Consider the following 19025-nt stretch of genomic DNA (forward strand, 5'->3'; position numbering starts at 1 on the left):
TATACTACAAACAAAGAAAGCGCCCACTCGTCTGGGCGCTTTTTCTCTAGGAGGGATTGTGTGATTGCGATCGGTCCATTGAACGTTCGACTCGATTTACTGGCTATGATGGTCAGCCTGCTCATTCTCTACATCGGTTTTAAAAAAATCGGCTTATCGGAAAAAGACCGCGACGCCGTCCTCGGCACATGGTTCGCCGGTTTCCTCGCGTGGAAAGGAAGTGCAATCGTCCTCGGTCTCGCGTCGACGGGTAGTTTGGCCTTATCCCTTTATGCGACCGGGGGCACGTGGTCAATCCTGATCGCCGCTGGTGTGATTGCATTTTTCGTCTACCGGCTCTCGCCTAGCCTTCGTGGTTATTGGTTGTTCTCGGCCTTGTTCCTTTGGTTTGCGATGACGCTCGTCGTCCCGAAATATGGGACGCTCCCGCTGCTTTCTTCATCGCAACCGCTCCATCTCTATATGGCCGCCCTCATCATCTTACTGCTTATCGCGACGTGGCGCTGGATGCGGACACCGACGCTCGGAGCACTGCTCTGGACGGGGGTCGGTGCATTTTCGATTTGGTTGATCGGGTCAATCGTCACCGGTACGTTCGAGTTGTGGTGGATCATTCCGTCCTTCCTTCTAATCGCCGTCGCCGCCTACGTGGCGCGACCGTCCCAGAAGGCCCTTCAATACGGACTCGGTCTCATCGTCGTGCTCGCCATCATCAACGCCAGCCTACCAGACGAGACACCACGACTCGAAGCCGGTTCGTCTCAGACCGGTTTGAACATTGGTCAAGTGCCACCGAACTTCGAATTGAAGCGGACGGATGGGACGACGTTCAACTTGAGTGAGTTGCGCGGCGAACGGGTCGTCGTCAACTTCTGGGCGTCGTGGTGCCCACCGTGTCGGGCCGAGATGCCTGACATGGCCAAGTTTGCCCGTGAACAAGACGATGTGACCATCGTCGCCGTCAATACGACGACGAGCGAACGGGATGTCGCTGATGCCGAATCGTTCGTCGCCCCGTATGAAGATGCGTTCGAAGTCGTCTATGACGAAGAAGGAATCGTCGGGGATGCGTATCGGATTCAGGCGATGCCGACGACGTACGTCCTCGATGAAAATGGAGTCATCGTCGCCAAGCAATTCGGCGCCATCGACCACGCCTGGCTCGATGCTCAGACAAATTGAAAATAAAGGAGCGGTTTTCTCTCGATTGAGAAAAGCCGCTCCTTTATTTGTCTCGCCGGTAATTCTACTCATCTTTTTTCGTAAGTTTCAAATTCTTTTGAACCTCGTTTTGGAGGATCAGGATCTTGTTGAATAGATAACCACCCTACTAGACCTGTGACAAGCGAGAACAGACTAATCCCCAGTTGAGAAATCGACACAGACGTCATCAATCGGTCAATGATATTAACAATGATGAATGTACTCATGATGTGAAGGAACAAAGCTAACATCCCTGTATGTGATTGGATGACATTGAGAGTCGTCAACGCCTTCAATAAAGCCGACAGAAACAAGTTAATCGGGATCTCTGACAGTCCGTATACGAGGAAGAAGAGGAGCAGACTCCACAACGATTCATATTGTAGACCGAGTATTTTCAAGATTAGAAATTCAAGAGACGTAAACACAATCAATATGATTGAAATAATCAACGTACAAATCAATAAAGGTTTGATTCCTTTTATCGTGATTGCCCCCTTCTGTTTAGACAGCGTCCCCAAATTAAAAACCGCCTGAGCGGTTCTTAATTTTGCTTTGAATAACCTTGAGTCTTCAAGAAGTCTTTTACGTCGAGCCGGGTCGGTTTCGATAACATCCGTCCCATTTGTCCGGTCCACGTATCGCTTCGTTGGTTCGACCCACGGGCCGCGTAGTAGTCGTGAATCGTCGCATCATATGCATCGAGTTCTTGTTTCAGTTGCTCGGCGTCTGCGACGTATGTGTTCTCGTGATAAATATGCTCGAGAGGGAGGCGCGGTTTTTGACCTTCGACGTGCTCCGGTACACCGACGGCAAGTCCGAAGAGCGGCAATACCCGCTCCGGCAGACCGAGCAGTTCCTTCACAGCGAACATATCATTGCGAATCCCACCGATGTAACAAATGCCGAGGCCCATCGATTCGGCGGCCACGACGGCATTTTGCGACGCGAGCGCGGCATCGATGACCGCGACAAGCAACTTCTCGTCCGTCTCGAGCGTCGCATTCACTTCGGCCTCCCGCAGTTCTCCAATCAACTCGTGTCGATATAGGTCGGCGCAGAAGACGAAGAAGTGACCGTTGTCGATGACGTATTGCTGGTTGCCGGCGATTTCGGCCAGACGTGCTTTCTTCTCCGGGTCGGTCACCCCGATGATGGAATAGGCTTGGATAAAGCTCGACGTCGACGCGCGCTGGGCGCTCTCGACGATGAGCCGGATTTGTTCGTCGGTCAACGTCTCGTCCGTGAACGAGCGGACAGAGCGGTGGTTCAGTAGTGTTTCGATGACTTGATTCATGAAGCATCCCCCTTTTTTCTTATCTTGGCATAACCACAAGATCGGAACAATTTTGAAAGCTTCTATTCAGACATCCACCTCAAAAATCGCCCACGGTAGCCAAAGGACAGATTCTGTCTCCACGTCTTCTTGATTGCTGTATGTACAATAGCGTTCTGCTTCTTCAAGCGTCGGAATCAAGCCATGTTCATTCAAACGAAACGGGAACTGTTCAGCAACGTATTAGTTCGTTGTTTCATCATCATTCTTGCTCAATCGCTTTGATGATTTTGGCTGGGTTTCCAGCCACCACGACGTTCGGAGGAACATCTTTCGTTACAACGGAACCTACAGCAATAACCGCACCATCGCCAATCGTTATTCCTGCCAAAACGACGCAACTCCCTCCAATCCATACATCGTTGCCGATATGAATCGGGGTAGCGATCCCACTCTTGTTTCGGTCACGTGAAGGTAACGCATGTCCTGCCGTATAAATCCCGACGTTCGGTCCAATCATGCAGTCATCGCCAATCGTTACTTCAGCCATATCTAAAATCGTACAATTATAGCCTGCATAAAATCGATTTCCCACATGAATGTTAGTGCCTAAGTCACAATGAAAATTGTGTTCAACGACCGGATTTTCACCCACTGTACCAAATAGTTCACGGAGGATTGACGCTCGTAACGTATCATCATCGACTTCAGATGCATTGAAGCGCTGCACGAGCCGCTGTGCACGTCTTCCTTGACGCTTCAGAGCGTCAGTTCCTCGTTCATAATAAATGGTCTCTCTCATCACATGTTCCTCCTGACGTATGGATTAGGGCCTGCTAGTCAAAACGAGCCATCCCTGTGCTCTTCATTATACGCAAAAAAGCAGAGCGGCTGTTGCCGACTCTGCTTAAAATAATTATTCCGTCACTTGACTCAAGAACGGTGTGATATCGACGTTAAGTGCTTCCGAGAGACGCGCACCGAGGTCGCGGTCGGCCCGGTAGAAGTTGCAGATCAAGAGGAGCACCGTGTTTTCATGGCGAACTTCTTTAATATGCGCCACCAAGTTGTTCACGAGTGCCGTCTTCTCTTCTTCCGAGTAGCGACGGTACACTTCTCCAGCTTGACCGAAGTCGTTCGTCTTCTCGATTTTTTGACGTCCGGCCACGCCTGAGAGTGGTTGTTCCGTCTCGATATAAGCCGCATCCGGTTTCGGTGCGTCCTCATAGCGGTTCGGTTCATAGTTGACCGGGCTCGTTTGTTGTTTGAACGGCATCACGCCATCACGCTGATTGTTCGACACTTGTGCGAACGGACAGTTGATTGGGAGCTGCAAGTAGTTCGCTCCGATCCGGTAACGTTGCGTATCCGAATAGGAGAACAAGCGACCTTGGAGCATTTTGTCTTCCGACGGTTGAATCCCAGGTACAAGCACGCCCGGGTTGAAGCCGACCGATTCCGTCTCGGCAAAGTAGTTGTCGACGTTTTTGTTGAGCGTCATCGTACCGACGAGCTGATACGGGATGACGTCTTCGAACCAGTCTTTTGTCGCGTCGAGCGGATCGAAGTCGAAGTTGTCCATATCGGCCGGGTCGAGGATTTGGACGTAGAGATCCCATTCTGGGAAGTCGCCTTCCTCGATGGCGTTGAACAAGTCGCGTGTCGCATGGTTGAAGTCTTCGGCCTGTACTTTCGCCGCGTCTTCCATCGACAAGTTTTTAACCCCTTGTTTTGGGACCCAACGGAGTTTTATGTACACCGTGTTTCCGTATTCGTTGACCCATTTGAATGAGTGGACCGATGAACCGCGCATATGACGGTATGAGGCTGGAATCCCTTCATCGCTGAACAAGTGGATGAGCATGCTCGTCGATTCCGGCGTGAGCGACATGAAGTCGAAGAAACGGTCTGGGTCTTGCAAGTTCGTCCGTGGGTCCGGTTTGAGTGAGTGGATCACGTCTGGGAATTTGATGGCGTCACGGATAAAGAAGACCGGTAAGTTGTTTCCAACGAAATCATAGTTCCCTTCTTCCGTGTAAAACTTGACCGAGAATCCACGTGGGTCACGAAGCGTCTCTGGTGAGCCAAGACCATGGATGACGGTTGAGAAGCGAGCGAAGATTGGTGTCTCTTGTCCCTCTTCCTGCAAAAATTTGGCTTTTGTATATCGTTTCATGCTATTTTTAACTTTGAAGACACCGTGTGCTCCGGCACCACGGGCATGAACGACCCGCTCCGGCACGCGCTCACGGTCAAAGTGGGCGAGTTTTTCAATGAGTTGATAATCTTCGAGAAGTGTCGGGCCGCGGCGACCCGCTGTGATGGAGTTGGCGTTATCCCCGATTGGGACGCCTTGGTTAGTAGTTAGACGACGATGTTGATCCATATTGTTGCCTCCTCTTTATAATCATTCTTACAAAGTTAATGATATTAAAAGATAATAATTATTACAAATAAAACGCTCGAGCTATGCTCGGACGTTTTGCAATCGCTTTCAGTTTTTACGTTTCTTGTGTTGTTCTTTTCGGTGAATCTCGGTCACGAGCAAGGCTGCGATAATGCCGCCGAGTGATCCGGCAACGAGATCGACCATCGTGTCGTCGTTCCCGTTCCCTTGCATCGTCGTGTTCAATAGCAAGTCCGATGTGAATTCATACATTTCCCAAAGTGCCGCCCCGGCCATCGCGAAGACGACGATATAGACGAAGACGAACCGCTTCGGCATCTCAAGTCGGATGTCCTCATCAAGTCGACTTAAGAAATCAAAGCCGAGAAACGCCAAGAAGACGCCGCTCAACACGTGAAGAAACGTGTCCCACCAACCGTTCGAATATAAGCCGACAATTGACCCCAAGTACTGCGACGCAAACAAGAATAAGATATAGGCGACTTTCATTTTAGCGTCGAACTCGGTTTTGAACGTCTTCTCGAGGATGAACGGAATCAAACCCGACACGATTCCCGCCCCGGCGACGCTCGCGTCAAACCACTCTCCTTCGATGATCGACGTGACGAGTATGACCGCCATGAACAACACGAACCCGAATTCCAATAGACGTCCTCGTGTCAGTTTCATCTCTGCGCGCCTTCCTTCGTAAGAATGTCTCACCTACCGTATTCCCGTTTCAGCGACCGTTTCAACAATCCCGTCCGAAAATTCGTGCTTTTGTCGGATTCTTCCGTCATCAGTTTGTCTCATACTGAAAGAAACGATTCGAGGAGGAACACTCATGCCGATCAACCCGTATCTCAATTTCAATGGCGACTGTCGCGACGCCGTCCTGTTTTATGCAGACGTCTTCGCCGAGCCCGCCCCGGACATCATGACGTTTGCTGCCCAGCCTGGACCGGACGGTGAACCGGTCCAGGATGAGCTGGCCGACCTCGTGCTCCATGCCCGTCTGAGCGTCCACGGCACTTCGCTCATGTTTTCGGACGCGATGCCGGACGGTCCGGTCACGTTCGGACAGAACATCACGCTCGCCGTCGTGACAGATGACCTCCACGCCATCCGTCGTGAATTCGAGGCCCTATCTGACGGCGGCCGTGTCCTCATGCCGCTCCAAGAGACGTTCTGGAGCAAAGCGTACGGTATGGTCGAAGACCGTTTCGGTGTCCAATGGCAATTCAGTCACGAGGCTTGACCATGACAAAGACCCCATGCTACTTGCGATGGGGTTTTTCGACTCTTTTTATGATTAGCATTATGACGGGGCCATGAATCAACACTGAATTACTTGTGAACGGAGAAACAAGGCTGTAAGCAACATGAGATAAAAATGATCTGGTTCTCTATATCGCGTTTTAAAATGAGTTTCTGCGTATAAAGTGAAAAAACTTTCAGGGAGATGGGATAAACTCATGAAAGAAGACAAACACGAACACTCAAATATTCCGATTTGGGCTTATGAGACTATTGAAATAGAAGATTCTAATGTGCAGTGGGCACGGTTAGGTCTACAAGAAACAAGAGAGTTGTTCGACTTACTTTCAAAGTTTGACATCAAGGAAGCGGAACACATAGGTAGTACGGCCGTTCCTGGTCTACCCGCAAAACCGATTATAGATGTGATGATTGGGATCGAATCGTTTGAAAAAATCCACGATATTGTTGATACGTTAACGTTGCATGATTGGCACTATGTACCACCTGAACTAGATGGACAATCCTGGCGGAGATTTTTTGTGAAAGTAAAAAATGATAAGCGAGTTGCTCATTTACACATCATGAAAATAACAGAAGATCGTTGGGGAAAACAGATTGAGTTTCGAGATAAATTACGAGACAATCCTTCGCTTGTAAATGAGTACGGGCTTCTTAAAAGACATTTAGCAAAAGAATTTCGTAATGACCGAGAAAAGTATACTCAAGCTAAAGCTGCCTTTATAAATCAAGTATTAAACACCTGACTTGGAGGCATGGAAACACGAATTGGGCAAACATGACTGCAGCAATGCTTCACTTCGGGCAGAGCCATCAATAAAAAAAATCAGACCGCATGTTGCGATTTGATTCGTTAACAGCTCGAGACCCCATCGCAAATCCGCGATGGGGTCTCGTTTATTTCTGGGCGACAAAAAAGATTCGTTCTGCGTTCGGGCCCGGAGCTTGGTCCGTAAAGTCGGCCGTGACCGATTTCACATGGAAGCCGGCTCCGATGAGCCATTGCATATATTGCCCCGGCTCATACGTCCGTTGCTCATGCGTCTCTTCGACACGCTCATACGTGCCATCCTCAAGGGCGACAAAGAAAGTCAAATCGTGAACGACCGAGAGCGGTGCTTCGCCTGGGTCGGCGAACCAGATATACGAGCAATCTTCCCCGTTCGAGGCATACGTCTTCTGGTTGAAAAGCGTCTGCATCTTGTTTGGCGAATGCACATCAAAGATGAACATGCCGCCCGGTTTCAATTGTTCGTACACCGCCTCGAACGTGTCGATGACATCGGCCTCATCCTCGAGATAGCAAAGCGAGTCACAGAGGATTGTCACGGCGTCGACCGGATGTGGCAATTCAAGCTCCCGCATGTCCTGTTGCCAGAGCGGAAGCGTGATGCCTGCCTCGAGCGCTTTCTCTTGGGCGACTTCGAGCATCGACTCGGATAAGTCGAGTCCGATCGTCTCGTAATGCTGCGCCAAGCGAATCGTCGCCGAGCCCGTCCCGCATCCGACGTCAGCAAGCGATGCACCGTCTTTGACATGGCGGCGCACGAAGGCGACCCAGTCCTCGTACGGGGCATCTTTCATCAACTCATCGTAGACGTAGGCGAACCCTTCGTACGCCATTAGCCGACTTCTACTTCCACTTGTGGCGCATCTGCCCACAGTTTTTCAAGGTTGTAGTAGTCACGGTCATCGCGATGGAAGATATGGACGACGACGTTTTCGAGGTCAGCGAGCACCCAACGTGCCGAGTCCATGCCTTCGAATTTGTGGAGCGGAAGCTCATGCTCTCCGGCCACGTCTTTGATTTCGCGCGCGATCGCTTGGACTTGCTTCTCTGAGTTACCGTGGCAGATAACGAAATAATCTGCAACTGGTGAGATGCCTTCCATGTCGAGGACGACGATATCTTCGGCACGCTTATCGTCAGCGGCCTTCACGATCAATTCTAATTCTTCTTTTACAGTCATACTGTACCTCCTAGGGTGTTTTCACAAAATGGTTATACGTCTCAATCGTCAGCGGGAAAATCCGCACCGACTTGTTCAATAAATAAGCAATCGTCTGGCGCAACGTCGCGACGACGGCCGCTTCGAGCGAACGATCCGCGAGGTCACGTAAGACGTCGACGCCGGGATACGACCGATTCGGTTCGATCGCGTCCGCAACGAATAAAATCTGGTCGAGCCGGGACATGCCCGGTTCTCCGGTCGTGTGGTTCTTGATGGCCGACACGACGGCCGGGTCAAGGTCGTACGCTCGGTCTAACAGGATGGCCCCGATCGGCGCATGCAACAGCTCGTCATCGAACGCAAGCAAGCTCGGGTCGAGGTTCTCCTCGACCACGACTTGCCGCATCATGTCGGCATCCAAATATTTCGCATAGTCGTGCAACATCGCCGCGAGTCGCGCCGCTTCCACATCGGCACCGTACAAGCGGGCCAACCGGTCGGCCGTCTCGACGACACCGAGCGTGTGGATGTAGCGTTTCTCGGGCAACGTCGCCTCAATCAATGATTGTGCTTCCTCATACGTCATACAAGTCGCGCTCCTTGATATAAGTTTCGACATCGAGCGGAACGAGATATTTGATGGACTTGTCCCGTCTCGTCCGCTCCCGGATATCGGTCGACGAGATCTCGAGTTGCGGCATATCGATCGTGCGCACATCTGCCTGTTTCGGGATGCGGTAGCGGCTGCCCGGACGCGCGACAGCCCCGAACGTGACGAGGGTGACGAGCGTCTCGTAATCGTACCACTTCTCAAGTGATTCGAGCGAGTCCGCCCCAATCAAGAAGAAGAACGTGTCGTCCGGAAACAAGTCCCGCAACCGTCTCATCGTCTCGACCGTATAGGACGGTTCGTCACGTTCAAACTCAATCAAGCTCAGTTTGAACGCAGGTTGATCCGCAATCGCCCGCCGGGTCATTTCGATTCGGTCTTCGGCCGGGCTGAAGCCCGCCTTGTGCGGCGGAATCGCCGCCGGCAGAAACCAGACCTCATCGAGTTCCAACTGTTCGCGCGCCTGTTCGGCGATCAATAAATGACCGAGATGTGGCGGGTCGAACGTGCCTCCCATCAGGCCGATGCGGCTCATGGGAGTTTGATTTGGCGATTTTCTTTCTCAGTCGCCTGTTTGTACAAGACGATGACTTTTCCGATGACTTGAACGACTTCGGCTTTCGTGCCTTCAGCCAATTCTCCGGCTACGTCTTTCGGCGTATCGGTACAGTTTTGAAGCACTTGAACTTTCAAGAGCTCACGTTTTTCGAGCGCGTCGCTGATGTCTTTGCACATCGCTTCACTCACTCCATTTTTTCCGACTTGATAAATCGGCGAGAGGTGGTGTGCCTCGGCACGTAAAAAGCGTTTTTGTTTACCTGATAACATACTATTTATTCCTCCAATAAGCGTTCAATTAACTTCATTCCGACAAGTTGATCCGGTCTCACACCTGTCCAATATTCAAACGCCAAAGCGCCTTGTCCGACGAACATGGCAGTTCCGTTGACGATTTTCGCGTCTGCTTTGGCGGCTTCCTTTAAAAACGGTGTGACGAGTGGACGATATATGATATCACAAACGACGGTGTTTTGTCGTAAACCTTTTAACGATCGTGGTGAATCGACGCCGTCCATGCCGACCGATGTCGTCTGGATGATGACGTCATACCTTGCGATCTCGACATCTGTGAGCGCCTGCGCCTCGATCCCGAACGCGTCCGCGAGACGCTCCGCCCGTTCCATCGTTCGATTCGTGACCGTGACGTCACGGGTCGGCAAGGCACTGATGATGCCGCGCGCTGCCCCACCCGCCCCGATGACGAGCACATGGCCCGTCCAATCGGTCCAGCGGTCGAGCGCGGCGACGAGGCCAGCACCGTCCGTGTTCGTCCCAATCAGCTTCCCGTCCCGCTTATACACCGTGTTGACGGCACCAGCGGCTTCGGCCGCCACATCGAGTGTATCAAGGTACGGGATGACAGCCTCTTTATACGGGATTGTGACGTTGAATCCGTCCCAGACACCGTCACGCATCTGTTGAAACAAGTCCTCGATTTCGTCCGGGGTGACGTCGAGCGCCTCATAGCGCCCGAAAAGCCCAGACGCTCTCAGCCACTGCTCGTGCAGGACGGGAGAGAGCGAATGAGCAATCGGGTGACCGATGACGGCCAGTCTCATACGAGCGCCTCACGCAATGTGACGGCAACTCCTTTTGGTGCCCACGCGGCGATGCGTCCACCTTTTCCGTGAATCGCAACCCAACCGAGTCCGCTGAAGACGATGTCTGTCTTGACGCCGTCACGGAGACTGAACTCGTGACGCACGAGCGGAGGCAATAGTTGCAACGTTTTCTCGTTCGGCGGATTGAGCATCTTACCGATATGGTTTTCGTATAGTTCATCTGCTTTGTCGAGCTTGGTCCGGTGTGTCTTCAACTCGTTCGACATGTAGACAACGAACGAGCGCTTGTTGCCTTCCATGTAGTCGAGACGGGCGAGTCCACCGAAGAAGAGTGTCTGCTGCGGGTTCAATTGGAACACGTGCGGCTTAATCTCTTTTTTCGGGGTGATCGTCTTCAAATCTTTCGCATCGACATAATGCGCCATTTGATGACGGTTGATAATCCCCGGCGTATCGTACAGGTTCGCATCATCGTCGAGCGGGACGTCAATCAAATCGAGCGTCGTTCCCGGGAAATGACTGACCGTGATGATGGCCTCGTCTTCTGCTCCGAAACGCTTGATGATTTGGTTGATGAGCGTCGACTTCCCGACGTTCGTACAACCGACGACATAGACATCCTTGCCTTTACGATAGTACTCAATCTTCTCTGCGAGCTCGTCGATGCCGTGCCCTTTTTTGGCACTGATCAAGTGCACATCGACCGGGTTCAAGCCGAGTTCTTTCGCTTCAGACTTCATCCAGTTGGCCATCCGGTTCGGGTTGACCGACTTCGGTAACAAGTCGACTTTGTTCCCGACCAAGAGGACGGGGTTCGTGCCGACTGAGCGTTGTAGCCCTGGCAACCAGCTGCCATTGAAGTCGAAAATATCGACGATTTTAATGACGAGCGCTTCTTTGGAGCTGATGCCGTTCAAGATGCGCAAGAAGTCGTCATCTGTCAATTCGACGTCTTGAATTTGATTGTAGTGCTTCAATTTGAAGCAACGTTGGCAAATGACGATCTCGCGATCGAGTGCCGATTTTGGTGCATAACCGGCACCGGTTGGGTCTTCCGTTTGAATAGCGACACCGCAACCGGCGCAATAACGTGTTGTTTCTTCCATAATGTTGTCTGCTGTCATTTAAGTTGCCTCTTCTTCATTCACTGTAGCGCCTCGCCGCTACTCCTGAAGCGTTAATTCCGACGCCTTACGCGCCGTACATGGACAGCCTCCTTCTTCCTGTGCGTTCGAGGTCCTTATTCATCTTTTTTATGTGAATCTTCGGAACGTGAGTGCATCGCTTCACCGATTTTCTCAGCGACGGCCACTTTGGCGCGCTTTGCATCGACGGCGAGTTCCTCAACTTTTTTCGTGATCAACACGTACTTTCCGCGACGTTTCATATGGGCGAACACGACTTTTTCAAGCATGCGATTGAACTTCGTGACGAGTCCGTCCGTCTTGACGACCGGTTGCACGTGGATGACGTGAATCCCGGCCATGTTGGCACCGAGTACGTCCGTGAACAATTGATCGCCTAAGAAGATGGCTTCTTTCGTCGAATAGCCATATTTTGCGAGCGCCTGTTTGAATCCAGACGGTAACGGCTTTTTCGCACGTGCCACATAGTGAAGGCCGAGCGGTTCCGTGAACGTACGTACGCGGTTCTCGTTGTTATTCGAGACGACGATGACATCGAGGCCGTGTGACTTCACTTTTTCAAGCCATAGCAAAAGAAGCTCTGGTGCGTGCGGGACGTCCCAGGCCACGAGTGTATTATCAAGGTCCGTCAAAATTACACGTACCCCACGGTCTTTCAATTCTTCAAGGTCGATGTCAAATACTGACGCGACGAACTGTTTCGGATAAAGTCGATTAAACACGGTTAAATTCCTCCAATTAGCTAAAGCGATTCAACTACTATACATGTAGTGATATCCCTTCTATGGTAAACGAAAACCGACCAAACGACTAGTGTATCGTTCGGTCGGCCTGAAAAAGTTTTAAAAATCAACCGTTTTGCATCGTCCCGATGACTTCTCCGAGTCGAACCGGGCCGATTTTGGCTGGGTCGATGGTGACGCGGCCTTTCTCAAAACAAAGGATGACGGTCGAGCCGAATGAGAAGTAACCGACCTCGTCGCCTTTGCCCGCGTGGTCGCCTTCAAGCGTCCATTCGATCGTATTGACGTTCAACGCCCCGACCATGATGTGCTCGTATACTCCAACGGCCGTCTCGAAGCGTGTGACGCGACGATAGTTGCGTGAGAGCGGACGAACCGTCTCCGTCAACCCGATGTCATTCACCGGTGCCGAACGGTCACCGAGTTCATAATGACTGAGCACCCGCCCGGCGAGCGGGACGTGGACGCGGTGATAGTCACGCGGGCTCAAATAAAGGACACAGACCGTACCGCCGGCGTAACGTCTTGCTTCTTGTTGCGATCCGAGCAGTTCGGCGAGCGTGTACGACTGACCCTTGACCTCGAAGCGGCTGTCGTCCGTAATATCGGCCACGATGGATAGTTTGCCGTCGCATGGTGAGACGACCGAGTTCGGGTTGGCGTCAATCGGCCGGACCCCGTCTTTCAAATGACGTGTGAAAAAGGCGTGCAGGCTCGGATAAGCCTCGATCGGTTCCGCCGCTTCATCAACGTTGATTTGATACGTTTTCGCAAACGACGGGATGAAGGCCCGGCTCGCTGACGATTCAGCGAAGGCACGGAGTCGCTTGGCAATGACCGGGGTCGCGTTCAATTCAAACAAAGTCTGATATAAGCGGCTTTTGATCACTGTGTGCCCTCCTCGTTTTTAAAGAACGTTTCATACTGTTGCTCAGAGACCGCTCCTTCAACACGTCCGACTTCTTTTCCATCTTGGAAACGAATCATCGTCGGTGTCCCGTTGATGCCATAAGTCGTCCAGACGTTGTGGTCGGCCAAGTTGATGGAGACGGCGTCATTCTCTTCGATGAGTGGCTCGACGTATGGTTTGACTTGCTCACAGTATTCGCAACCTGTCTGCCAGAAGTAGACGACGACTTCCTCTTCTTCTGAAATCTTCGTCTCGAGCTCGTCAGGTGTGACGGCGTTGACGCCCGTCTCCTCGTTCGCGTTGTTCAAGAAGAACAACAAGCCGAGACCGATGACGATGATGACTCCGATGATGGCGAACGTGATGAAGTTCGCCCGTTTGGCATTGTTTTTCATATTCGATTCCTCCTAATAATATAAAAAGAACTGACTCGGATATGAGCCAGCTTGGTTGTAGACGTCTTACTTCTCTTGTGCGACGTCGCTAATCCCCATATCTTGGTTAAGCGTGTCCAAGAGTACAATAAAGATCGTGATGACGACGCCAAAGAATGTCGCGAGCATCGCGTTGAACGTCACGCCATCGACAGCAGAAATGATAAAGATTGCTGTATTCGAAAGCAAGATCGCCCAGAACAATGTGACTAAGTAACGCATCGATAGTCCCCTCCATCTCACAGATGATTCATGAAAAATTCATACGTCCTTAGTATAGCATTGTTACCGTAAAATGTGCGACCTCGATTGTATATTCTTTCCGTCGAAACGGGAAATATGGTACGGTTTGAGAAATAAGCAACTCGTAGAAAAGAGGAAACCCTATGTCACGTTATTTAATCGCAGTCGATTTGGATGGAACGTTGTTACGCGATGACAAGACGATCAGTGAACGCAACGTGCGTGCGCTTCAAGCAGCACGTGAGGCGGGTCATGAAGTGATGATCGCGACCGGTCGCCCACAACGCCATTCGATCATGTATTACGAAGAGCTCGGCTTGACGACACCGCTCATCAACTTCAACGGCGCGCTCGTCCATCACCCGAAAGATCCGTCATACGCAGTGACGCACCGGCCGATTCCGCTCAAGACGGCGCACGAGATTATCGAGGAAGTATCGGAAACGAAAGCGCACAACATCGTCGTCGAAGTGACCGACCACGTCTATTTCCATAAAGATCCGCAAGAGTTTTACAGCCCATACGCCGAGCGCGCGCTCAGCGTCACGTCGGGCAACTTGCTCAAGCACTTGCAGGAAGAACCGACATCGCTCCTCATCCACGCGACGAAAGAGCACGTCGACAACGTCCGCGCTCGTTTGAATAAAGTCCACGCCGAGGCTGTCTTGAACCGCCAATGGCGCATGCCGGAGCACATGATCGAGGTCATGAGCCAGAACACGTCGAAAGCGCTCGGGTTGCGCGAAGTATCGAAACATCTCGGTATCAACCGCAAAAACATCATCGCGTTCGGCGACGAGGAAAACGACCTCGAGATGCTCGACTACGTCGGCACCGGCGTCGCGATGGGCAACGCCATCAGCCAGTTGAAAGCCGTCGCGGATGAAGTGACCGCTTCAAATATGGAAGACGGCATCGCCATCTACCTCGAAGAAAAACTTGGCATCAAAGCATAATCCACACACCGACTGTTCATGCAGTCGGTGTTTTTTGCGTTCGATTCTAACCATGGTCAAATAAAGCGCCACAAATAGTCGTCAAAAATCTTGGTCATCACTTTCGGGGTGTTCGCGATGTACACGTTGATTTGTTCCATGTTCGATTCATACGGATCCGCGTCACATTCATCCGTCGGGAAGTCTGAGATTCCTTTGATGACGATGCATTCGACGTCATTTTTCTTGCAGATATACGCGATGGCGCCTGCTTCCGTATCCGCGATGGTGATGTCGTGTCCTTTCAGTTCCAGGTAGTCGTTCCACATCACGACCGCTCGATCGGCCGTCGCAATGGTACCCGTCAAAAAATCGTCCCCGTAGTTCGCTAGTTCAATGTCGACGATGAACGATTGCTTGATCAGCGGCTCTACTTCTTTGACCGTGCAATCGTATTGAACAGCGCGATGAGGGATGAGGATATCCAACTGGTTGAACGTATCGTCGATTCCGGCGCACGTGCCAGCCACAATCACTTTCATTAAATTGAAGCGAGACATCATATATTGATTGGCACCGACCCCGTTCGCTTTCCGCACACCGGTGCTGTAGAAAACGAGTTCGACATCATCAAGCGTCCTCTTGAAATACTCGCCATACGGGTAACTGAACCGCTCATCCACGCTAACGTCATAATACTCCAATGTCGCTTCATACTCCCATTTCGTCGCAATACTGACTCCAATCATCACACGTCCCCCTCACACTCGTTTTATCTCTACCTATACAATGACCCCCGCTGAGCGTTCAGCGGGGGTTTATTTTAGCGTCGGAACGCACCTTCGACATCTTCAGTCGGGACCATATTGATGAAGACGCTTGGATCGGCGTCTTTACAGATGCGTGTGATTTCACGCACTTCGTGTCGTTGAGCGACCATCATGAGCGTCGCTTTCTCGACTTTCGAGTATGTGCCGATCGCCGGCATGAGCGTGATGCCGCGGAAGACGTGCTGGTGCAACTCCTTCGTCACTTCGTCCGGATGACTCGTGACGATGAAGAGCGTCTGGCGCTGCGTATTCGTATAAATCTCATCGATGACTTTCGACGTCACATATAAGAAGACGATCGTATAAAGCGCGGTCTGCCAACCGAACAACGCACCGGCCCAAAGCGCGATCATCATGTTCATGAGGAACAGATAGACGCCGACCGAGTTGTTCGTGAACTTCGCTAAGATCAGGGCGACGATATCGAATCCGCCGGTCGAGGCACCGAAACGAATCGTAATCCCCGAACCGATGGCGAGCAAAACCCCACCGAACACAGCGTTCAAAAGCGGGTCGTCCGAAATGATTGACGACTGCGGAAGCACGCGAATGAACACGGTGACTGCCGCGACGCTGATCAATGTATGAATCATCATGTTCTTGCCGAGCATGAAATAACTGACGATCAACAGCGGTACGTTCAAGACGAAGAACCAAATCCCTTCCCCGAGCTCAAACGGTGTCCCCGCGAACAGTTGCGTAAAAATTTGGGCGAGCCCCGTAAATCCGGTCGAGTATACCCCCGCCGGGATTAAAAATAATGTCATGGATAATGCAACGAACACTCCCCCGATAATCGAAACGATTCCGATGCGAGCGTGTTCTTTAACGGCTTCCGTCAAGTTTTGTCTCCCCTTTCAAAAATGGCTAAGAATCAAGATAACATAGTTTTCTAGTGCTGCCTACCATAAAAATAATGGGATGTGTCCACGCTCTTCATAAAAAAACAAGCCGGCCGAGGCCGACTTGTTGAGCTGATGCGTTTGGTCACGCTTTCACCGTCTCGATTGTCACGGCATCGTTTGCCGGGACCGTGACGATGTTTCCGTATACGCGGATGGACACGTCCGTGCCACCTGTCTGTTTGATCGTCACTTGTTCACGCGTCGACGTGACCGTCAAATGATGACCGCGCCAGAGCATGTTGAACGAGTACCCGTTCCAGCCCTTAGGAATCATCGGGCTGAATGTGAGCTCCGACTCAAGGGCGCGCATTCCTGCGAAACCGTGAACGATCGACATCCATGAGCCGACCATCGACGTGATGTGAAGCCCGTCTTCCGTATCGTTGTTATAGTTATCGAGATCGAGTCGTGCCGAACGTTGGTACAACTCGACCGCCTTGTCTTCATAGCCGACTTCGGCTGCGATAATCGAGTAGACGCAAGGCGACAAGCTCGACTCATGGACCGTACGCGGCTCATAGAAGTCGAAGTTGGCCCGCTTCTGTTCGACCGTGAAGCGATCGCTGAACGTATACAGTCCTTGTAGCACATCCGCCTGCTTGATGAAGTTCGAGCGGAGGATACGGTCCCACGACCAGTTTTGGTTGAGCGGCAAATGTTTCGGATCGAGGTCTTTCACCAAAATCTGTTCTTTATCCATGAAGCCGTCCTGTTGCATGAACACGTCTGGGACGAGGTCATCTTTCGGGTAGTACATCTTCGTTTGGATATCGTTCCACTTCGCGAGTTCTTCGTCTGAAAGACCGAGCGTCGCGACAAGTTCTTCAAGGCGCGCCGGCTCTGCTTCTTTCAAATAGTTGTACACTTCTTGCGTGTACTCGAGCGTCCAAGCGGCAATCAAGTTCGTATACCAGTTGTTGTTGACGTTGTTGTCGTATTCGTTCGGACCTGTGACGCCTAGAATCATATACACATCTTTGTGCGGGACAAAGTTGACGCGGCTCGCCCAGTAACGCGAGATCTCGACCAATACTTCAAGTCCGTATTGACCTAGGTATGACTTGTCGCCCGTGAAGTTCGTATAGTTGAAGATGGCGTGGGCGATCGCACCGTTCCGGTGAATCTCTTCATGCGTGATTTCCCACTCGTTGTGGCACTCTTCCCCGTTCATCGTCACCATCGGATAGAGGGCGCCTTCCATGCCGACGTTCTTGACCGAGTTCTCTTTTGCTTGCGGCAATTGGTTGTGACGATATTTGAGCAAGTTCCACGATACTTCCGGTTTCGTCGTCGCCAAGTAGAAGTGGAGGCAATACGCTTCCGTGTCCCAGTATGTGGCGCCGCCGTATTTCTCGCCGGTGAACCCTTTCGGTCCGATGTTGAGGCGCGAGTCCTCGCCCGTATACGTCTGATACATGTTGAAAATGTTGAAGCGGATACCTTGCTGCGCTTCAGCGTCGCCGTCGATGCGGACGTCCGCGTCTTCCCAACGAGCGAGCCATGCTTCCGTCTGCTCGGCGAGAAGCGTTTCGAAGCCTTTTTCGAACGCCATCTCGACACGTTGCATCCCTTCCGATTGTAACGCCTCGACTTCATAATCACGGTTCGTGACGACCGAGACGTACTTGTACGCCGTCGCCGTCTCACCAGCTGGTGCCGTGACCGTGAACTTGTTGGCGACGTAAAGGTCCGTCGCTTCGAGCACTTCGCAACGTGCCCCCTCGACGTCAGCAATCATCGATGCCGTGACGTGCCAGTCGAGCTTCTTCGTTTTCGTTGTCACGAAACCGAAACGCTCTTCGACGCCGTGTTCGACCGGCAACCAGAACTTCTCATCGTAGTTCGAGTCTTCGTTGACGACATCGCCGTCCAAGAAAGGTGTGAATTCGACTTTCGCTTCGTAGTTGACCGGAGTGACGTTGTAACGGATCGCCAAAATCTCTTTGTCGACGATTGAGAAGAACCGGACGACTTCGACGTTCGTCTCTTCCGTCCCGTTCACGAGCGTGAACGTCCGCGTCAAGACACCGCGCTGCATATCAAGTTCACGCGTAAAGTCTTTCACTTCCCACTTCGCCAAGTCGACCGGCGTCCCGTTGATGGCGACACGAAGCCCAACGACGTTCGTCGCGTTCAATACTTTTGCGAAGTATTCCGGATAACCGTTCTTCCACCAACCGACACGTGTCTTATCTGGGTAATAAACACCGGCCACGTAAAAACCTTGATGTGTATCGTTTGAATACTCTTCTTCAAAGTTGCCACGCATCCCCATATGTCCATTCCCGAGCGAGGTAATTGATTCCGCCAGGCGATTTTCTTCCGGATGTAGGCCTTTTTCCGTTACTTTCCATTCGTCGACTGCAAACAATCGTTTCATCTGTCTGCCACTCCTTTTTCTCTACAAGGCTACTCGTCATTAGACAATCGAATCATGCAACCGCTTGTCTATGAAAGCGCTGTATTTCAATCTCACCTCTCATTTTACACGACTTGCACGAGAATGCAATCGTTTGCATAAACTTTTTTCTTACTTTTTGGAACAAACAAAAA

General features: G+C 51.5%; 23 protein-coding genes. 4 read left to right on the forward strand and 19 right to left on the reverse strand.

Features of this window, described 5'->3' with window-relative positions; all coding sequences use genetic code 11:
• Positions 1–60: 60 nt before the first annotated feature.
• Positions 61–1182: a TlpA family protein disulfide reductase gene (locus ACZ2GZ_RS11500; RefSeq protein ID WP_029595928.1), complete on the forward strand. Its 1122-nt coding sequence runs from the start codon at positions 61–63 to the stop codon at positions 1180–1182.
• Between the two features lie 68 nt (positions 1183–1250).
• Here ACZ2GZ_RS11500 and ACZ2GZ_RS11505 read toward each other — a convergent pair whose 3' ends face one another.
• From ACZ2GZ_RS11505 to ACZ2GZ_RS11525, 5 genes are all read right to left on the reverse strand, one after another.
• Positions 1251–1841: a YrvL family regulatory protein gene (locus ACZ2GZ_RS11505; protein ID WP_084158442.1), complete on the reverse strand. Its 591-nt coding sequence runs from the start codon at positions 1839–1841 to the stop codon at positions 1251–1253.
• Positions 1748–2500, reverse strand: coding sequence for an oxygen-insensitive NADPH nitroreductase (nfsA, locus tag ACZ2GZ_RS11510; protein WP_029595930.1), 753 nt, complete (start codon positions 2498–2500; stop codon positions 1748–1750). Before nfsA ends, ACZ2GZ_RS11505 begins: the two co-directional genes overlap by 94 nt.
• A 241-nt stretch (positions 2501–2741) precedes the next feature.
• Entirely contained in the window at positions 2742–3281 is a 540-nt protein-coding gene (locus ACZ2GZ_RS11515; protein WP_029595931.1) for a sugar O-acetyltransferase, read from the reverse strand.
• Between the two features lie 114 nt (positions 3282–3395).
• On the reverse strand, positions 3396–4865 hold the full coding sequence (locus ACZ2GZ_RS11520; protein ID WP_021066643.1) for a catalase: 1470 nt from the start codon (positions 4863–4865) through the stop codon (positions 3396–3398).
• A 108-nt stretch (positions 4866–4973) separates the two neighbouring features.
• A complete protein-coding gene (locus ACZ2GZ_RS11525; RefSeq protein ID WP_021066644.1) occupies positions 4974–5555 on the reverse strand; it encodes a DUF2238 domain-containing protein in 582 nt (193 codons plus the stop codon).
• Between the two features lie 154 nt (positions 5556–5709).
• Between ACZ2GZ_RS11525 and ACZ2GZ_RS11530 the strand changes: the two genes are divergently transcribed.
• Both ACZ2GZ_RS11530 and ACZ2GZ_RS11535 read left to right on the forward strand, forming a co-directional pair.
• Positions 5710–6123, forward strand: coding sequence for a VOC family protein (locus tag ACZ2GZ_RS11530; RefSeq protein WP_029595933.1), 414 nt, complete (start codon positions 5710–5712; stop codon positions 6121–6123).
• Between the two features lie 217 nt (positions 6124–6340).
• Positions 6341–6889, forward strand: coding sequence for a GrpB family protein (locus ACZ2GZ_RS11535; protein WP_029595934.1), 549 nt, complete (start codon positions 6341–6343; stop codon positions 6887–6889).
• A 151-nt stretch (positions 6890–7040) separates the two neighbouring features.
• On the opposite strand, the gene ACZ2GZ_RS11540 is transcribed toward ACZ2GZ_RS11535, so the two are convergent.
• From ACZ2GZ_RS11540 to ACZ2GZ_RS11590, 11 genes are all read right to left on the reverse strand, one after another.
• Positions 7041–7766, reverse strand: a complete 726-nt coding sequence (locus ACZ2GZ_RS11540; protein WP_029595935.1) for a class I SAM-dependent DNA methyltransferase — start codon at positions 7764–7766, stop codon at positions 7041–7043.
• Positions 7766–8113, reverse strand: coding sequence for a ribosome silencing factor (rsfS, locus tag ACZ2GZ_RS11545; RefSeq protein WP_021066647.1), 348 nt, complete (start codon positions 8111–8113; stop codon positions 7766–7768). The genes ACZ2GZ_RS11540 and rsfS overlap by 1 nt, the downstream gene beginning before the upstream one ends.
• Positions 8114–8123: 10 nt before the next feature.
• Positions 8124–8681 (reverse strand): bis(5'-nucleosyl)-tetraphosphatase (symmetrical) YqeK, encoded by a 558-nt coding sequence (yqeK, locus tag ACZ2GZ_RS11550; protein ID WP_029595936.1) that lies wholly within the window; start codon positions 8679–8681, stop codon positions 8124–8126.
• Positions 8671–9240, reverse strand: coding sequence for a nicotinate-nucleotide adenylyltransferase (locus tag ACZ2GZ_RS11555; RefSeq protein WP_029595937.1), 570 nt, complete (start codon positions 9238–9240; stop codon positions 8671–8673). The genes yqeK and ACZ2GZ_RS11555 overlap by 11 nt, the downstream gene beginning before the upstream one ends.
• Positions 9237–9533: a ribosome assembly RNA-binding protein YhbY gene (gene yhbY, locus ACZ2GZ_RS11560; RefSeq protein ID WP_021066650.1), complete on the reverse strand. Its 297-nt coding sequence runs from the start codon at positions 9531–9533 to the stop codon at positions 9237–9239. Before yhbY ends, ACZ2GZ_RS11555 begins: the two co-directional genes overlap by 4 nt.
• Positions 9534–9538: 5 nt before the next feature.
• Positions 9539–10324: a shikimate dehydrogenase gene (gene aroE / locus ACZ2GZ_RS11565; protein ID WP_021066651.1), complete on the reverse strand. Its 786-nt coding sequence runs from the start codon at positions 10322–10324 to the stop codon at positions 9539–9541.
• Positions 10321–11433, reverse strand: coding sequence for a ribosome biogenesis GTPase YqeH (yqeH, locus tag ACZ2GZ_RS11570; RefSeq protein WP_029595938.1), 1113 nt, complete (start codon positions 11431–11433; stop codon positions 10321–10323). Before yqeH ends, aroE begins: the two co-directional genes overlap by 4 nt.
• 134 nt (positions 11434–11567) lie before the next feature.
• Positions 11568–12194, reverse strand: a complete 627-nt coding sequence (locus tag ACZ2GZ_RS11575; RefSeq protein ID WP_021066653.1) for a YqeG family HAD IIIA-type phosphatase — start codon at positions 12192–12194, stop codon at positions 11568–11570.
• Between the two features lie 127 nt (positions 12195–12321).
• On the reverse strand, positions 12322–13104 hold the full coding sequence (locus ACZ2GZ_RS11580; protein ID WP_058763064.1) for a phosphatidylserine decarboxylase: 783 nt from the start codon (positions 13102–13104) through the stop codon (positions 12322–12324).
• The gene (locus ACZ2GZ_RS11585; protein ID WP_021066655.1) at positions 13101–13520 is read right to left on the reverse strand and encodes a thioredoxin family protein; all 420 of its coding nucleotides are present in this window, start codon (positions 13518–13520) and stop codon (positions 13101–13103) included. The genes ACZ2GZ_RS11580 and ACZ2GZ_RS11585 overlap by 4 nt, the downstream gene beginning before the upstream one ends.
• A 66-nt stretch (positions 13521–13586) precedes the next feature.
• Positions 13587–13781 carry a YjzD family protein gene (locus ACZ2GZ_RS11590; protein WP_021066656.1) on the reverse strand — a complete coding sequence of 65 codons (195 nt, stop codon included), beginning with the start codon at positions 13779–13781 and terminating at the stop codon, positions 13587–13589.
• A gap of 164 nt (positions 13782–13945) precedes the next feature.
• Here ACZ2GZ_RS11590 and ACZ2GZ_RS11595 point away from each other — a divergent pair, with 164 nt between their 5' ends.
• Positions 13946–14758 carry a Cof-type HAD-IIB family hydrolase gene (locus ACZ2GZ_RS11595; RefSeq protein WP_029595940.1) on the forward strand — a complete coding sequence of 271 codons (813 nt, stop codon included), beginning with the start codon at positions 13946–13948 and terminating at the stop codon, positions 14756–14758.
• 56 nt (positions 14759–14814) lie between these two features.
• Here ACZ2GZ_RS11595 and ACZ2GZ_RS11600 read toward each other — a convergent pair whose 3' ends face one another.
• The 3 genes from ACZ2GZ_RS11600 to ACZ2GZ_RS11610 form a co-directional block, all read right to left on the reverse strand.
• Complete coding sequence (locus ACZ2GZ_RS11600; RefSeq protein ID WP_029595941.1) at positions 14815–15486, reverse strand: 5'-methylthioadenosine/S-adenosylhomocysteine nucleosidase family protein; 672 nt, start codon at positions 15484–15486, stop codon at positions 14815–14817.
• Positions 15487–15560: 74 nt separating this feature from the next.
• Positions 15561–16409, reverse strand: coding sequence for a YitT family protein (locus ACZ2GZ_RS11605; protein WP_021066659.1), 849 nt, complete (start codon positions 16407–16409; stop codon positions 15561–15563).
• A gap of 145 nt (positions 16410–16554) precedes the next feature.
• On the reverse strand, positions 16555–18852 hold the full coding sequence (locus tag ACZ2GZ_RS11610) for a glycoside hydrolase family 65 protein (protein ID WP_021066660.1): 2298 nt from the start codon (positions 18850–18852) through the stop codon (positions 16555–16557).
• Positions 18853–19025: the final 173 nt, after the last annotated feature.

The sequence above is a fragment of the Exiguobacterium sp. KKT215 genome, assembly GCF_055635335.1.

Excerpts from the sequence above, each read along its gene's own strand:
- yhbY (WP_021066650.1), bottom strand. The coding sequence starts at position 9,533 with ATGTTATCAGGTAAACAAAAACGCTTTTTACGTGCCGAGGCACACCAC.
- ACZ2GZ_RS11520 (WP_021066643.1), bottom strand. The coding sequence starts at position 4,865 with ATGGATCAACATCGTCGTCTAACTACTAACCAAGGCGTCCCAATCGGG.
- ACZ2GZ_RS11525 (WP_021066644.1), bottom strand. The coding sequence starts at position 5,555 with ATGAAACTGACACGAGGACGTCTATTGGAATTCGGGTTCGTGTTGTTC.
- ACZ2GZ_RS11535 (WP_029595934.1), top strand. The coding sequence starts at position 6,341 with ATGAAAGAAGACAAACACGAACACTCAAATATTCCGATTTGGGCTTAT.
- rsfS (WP_021066647.1), bottom strand. The coding sequence starts at position 8,113 with ATGACTGTAAAAGAAGAATTAGAATTGATCGTGAAGGCCGCTGACGAT.
- aroE (WP_021066651.1), bottom strand. The coding sequence starts at position 10,324 with ATGAGACTGGCCGTCATCGGTCACCCGATTGCTCATTCGCTCTCTCCC.
- ACZ2GZ_RS11515 (WP_029595931.1), bottom strand. The coding sequence starts at position 3,281 with ATGAGAGAGACCATTTATTATGAACGAGGAACTGACGCTCTGAAGCGT.
- ACZ2GZ_RS11595 (WP_029595940.1), top strand. The coding sequence starts at position 13,946 with ATGTCACGTTATTTAATCGCAGTCGATTTGGATGGAACGTTGTTACGC.
- ACZ2GZ_RS11555 (WP_029595937.1), bottom strand. The coding sequence starts at position 9,240 with ATGAGCCGCATCGGCCTGATGGGAGGCACGTTCGACCCGCCACATCTC.
- ACZ2GZ_RS11600 (WP_029595941.1), bottom strand. The coding sequence starts at position 15,486 with ATGATTGGAGTCAGTATTGCGACGAAATGGGAGTATGAAGCGACATTG.
- nfsA (WP_029595930.1), bottom strand. The coding sequence starts at position 2,500 with ATGAATCAAGTCATCGAAACACTACTGAACCACCGCTCTGTCCGCTCG.
- ACZ2GZ_RS11530 (WP_029595933.1), top strand. The coding sequence starts at position 5,710 with ATGCCGATCAACCCGTATCTCAATTTCAATGGCGACTGTCGCGACGCC.
- ACZ2GZ_RS11540 (WP_029595935.1), bottom strand. The coding sequence starts at position 7,766 with ATGGCGTACGAAGGGTTCGCCTACGTCTACGATGAGTTGATGAAAGAT.
- ACZ2GZ_RS11590 (WP_021066656.1), bottom strand. The coding sequence starts at position 13,781 with ATGCGTTACTTAGTCACATTGTTCTGGGCGATCTTGCTTTCGAATACA.
- ACZ2GZ_RS11585 (WP_021066655.1), bottom strand. The coding sequence starts at position 13,520 with ATGAAAAACAATGCCAAACGGGCGAACTTCATCACGTTCGCCATCATC.
- yqeH (WP_029595938.1), bottom strand. The coding sequence starts at position 11,433 with ATGGAAGAAACAACACGTTATTGCGCCGGTTGCGGTGTCGCTATTCAA.
- yqeK (WP_029595936.1), bottom strand. The coding sequence starts at position 8,681 with ATGACGTATGAGGAAGCACAATCATTGATTGAGGCGACGTTGCCCGAG.
- ACZ2GZ_RS11610 (WP_021066660.1), bottom strand. The coding sequence starts at position 18,852 with ATGAAACGATTGTTTGCAGTCGACGAATGGAAAGTAACGGAAAAAGGC.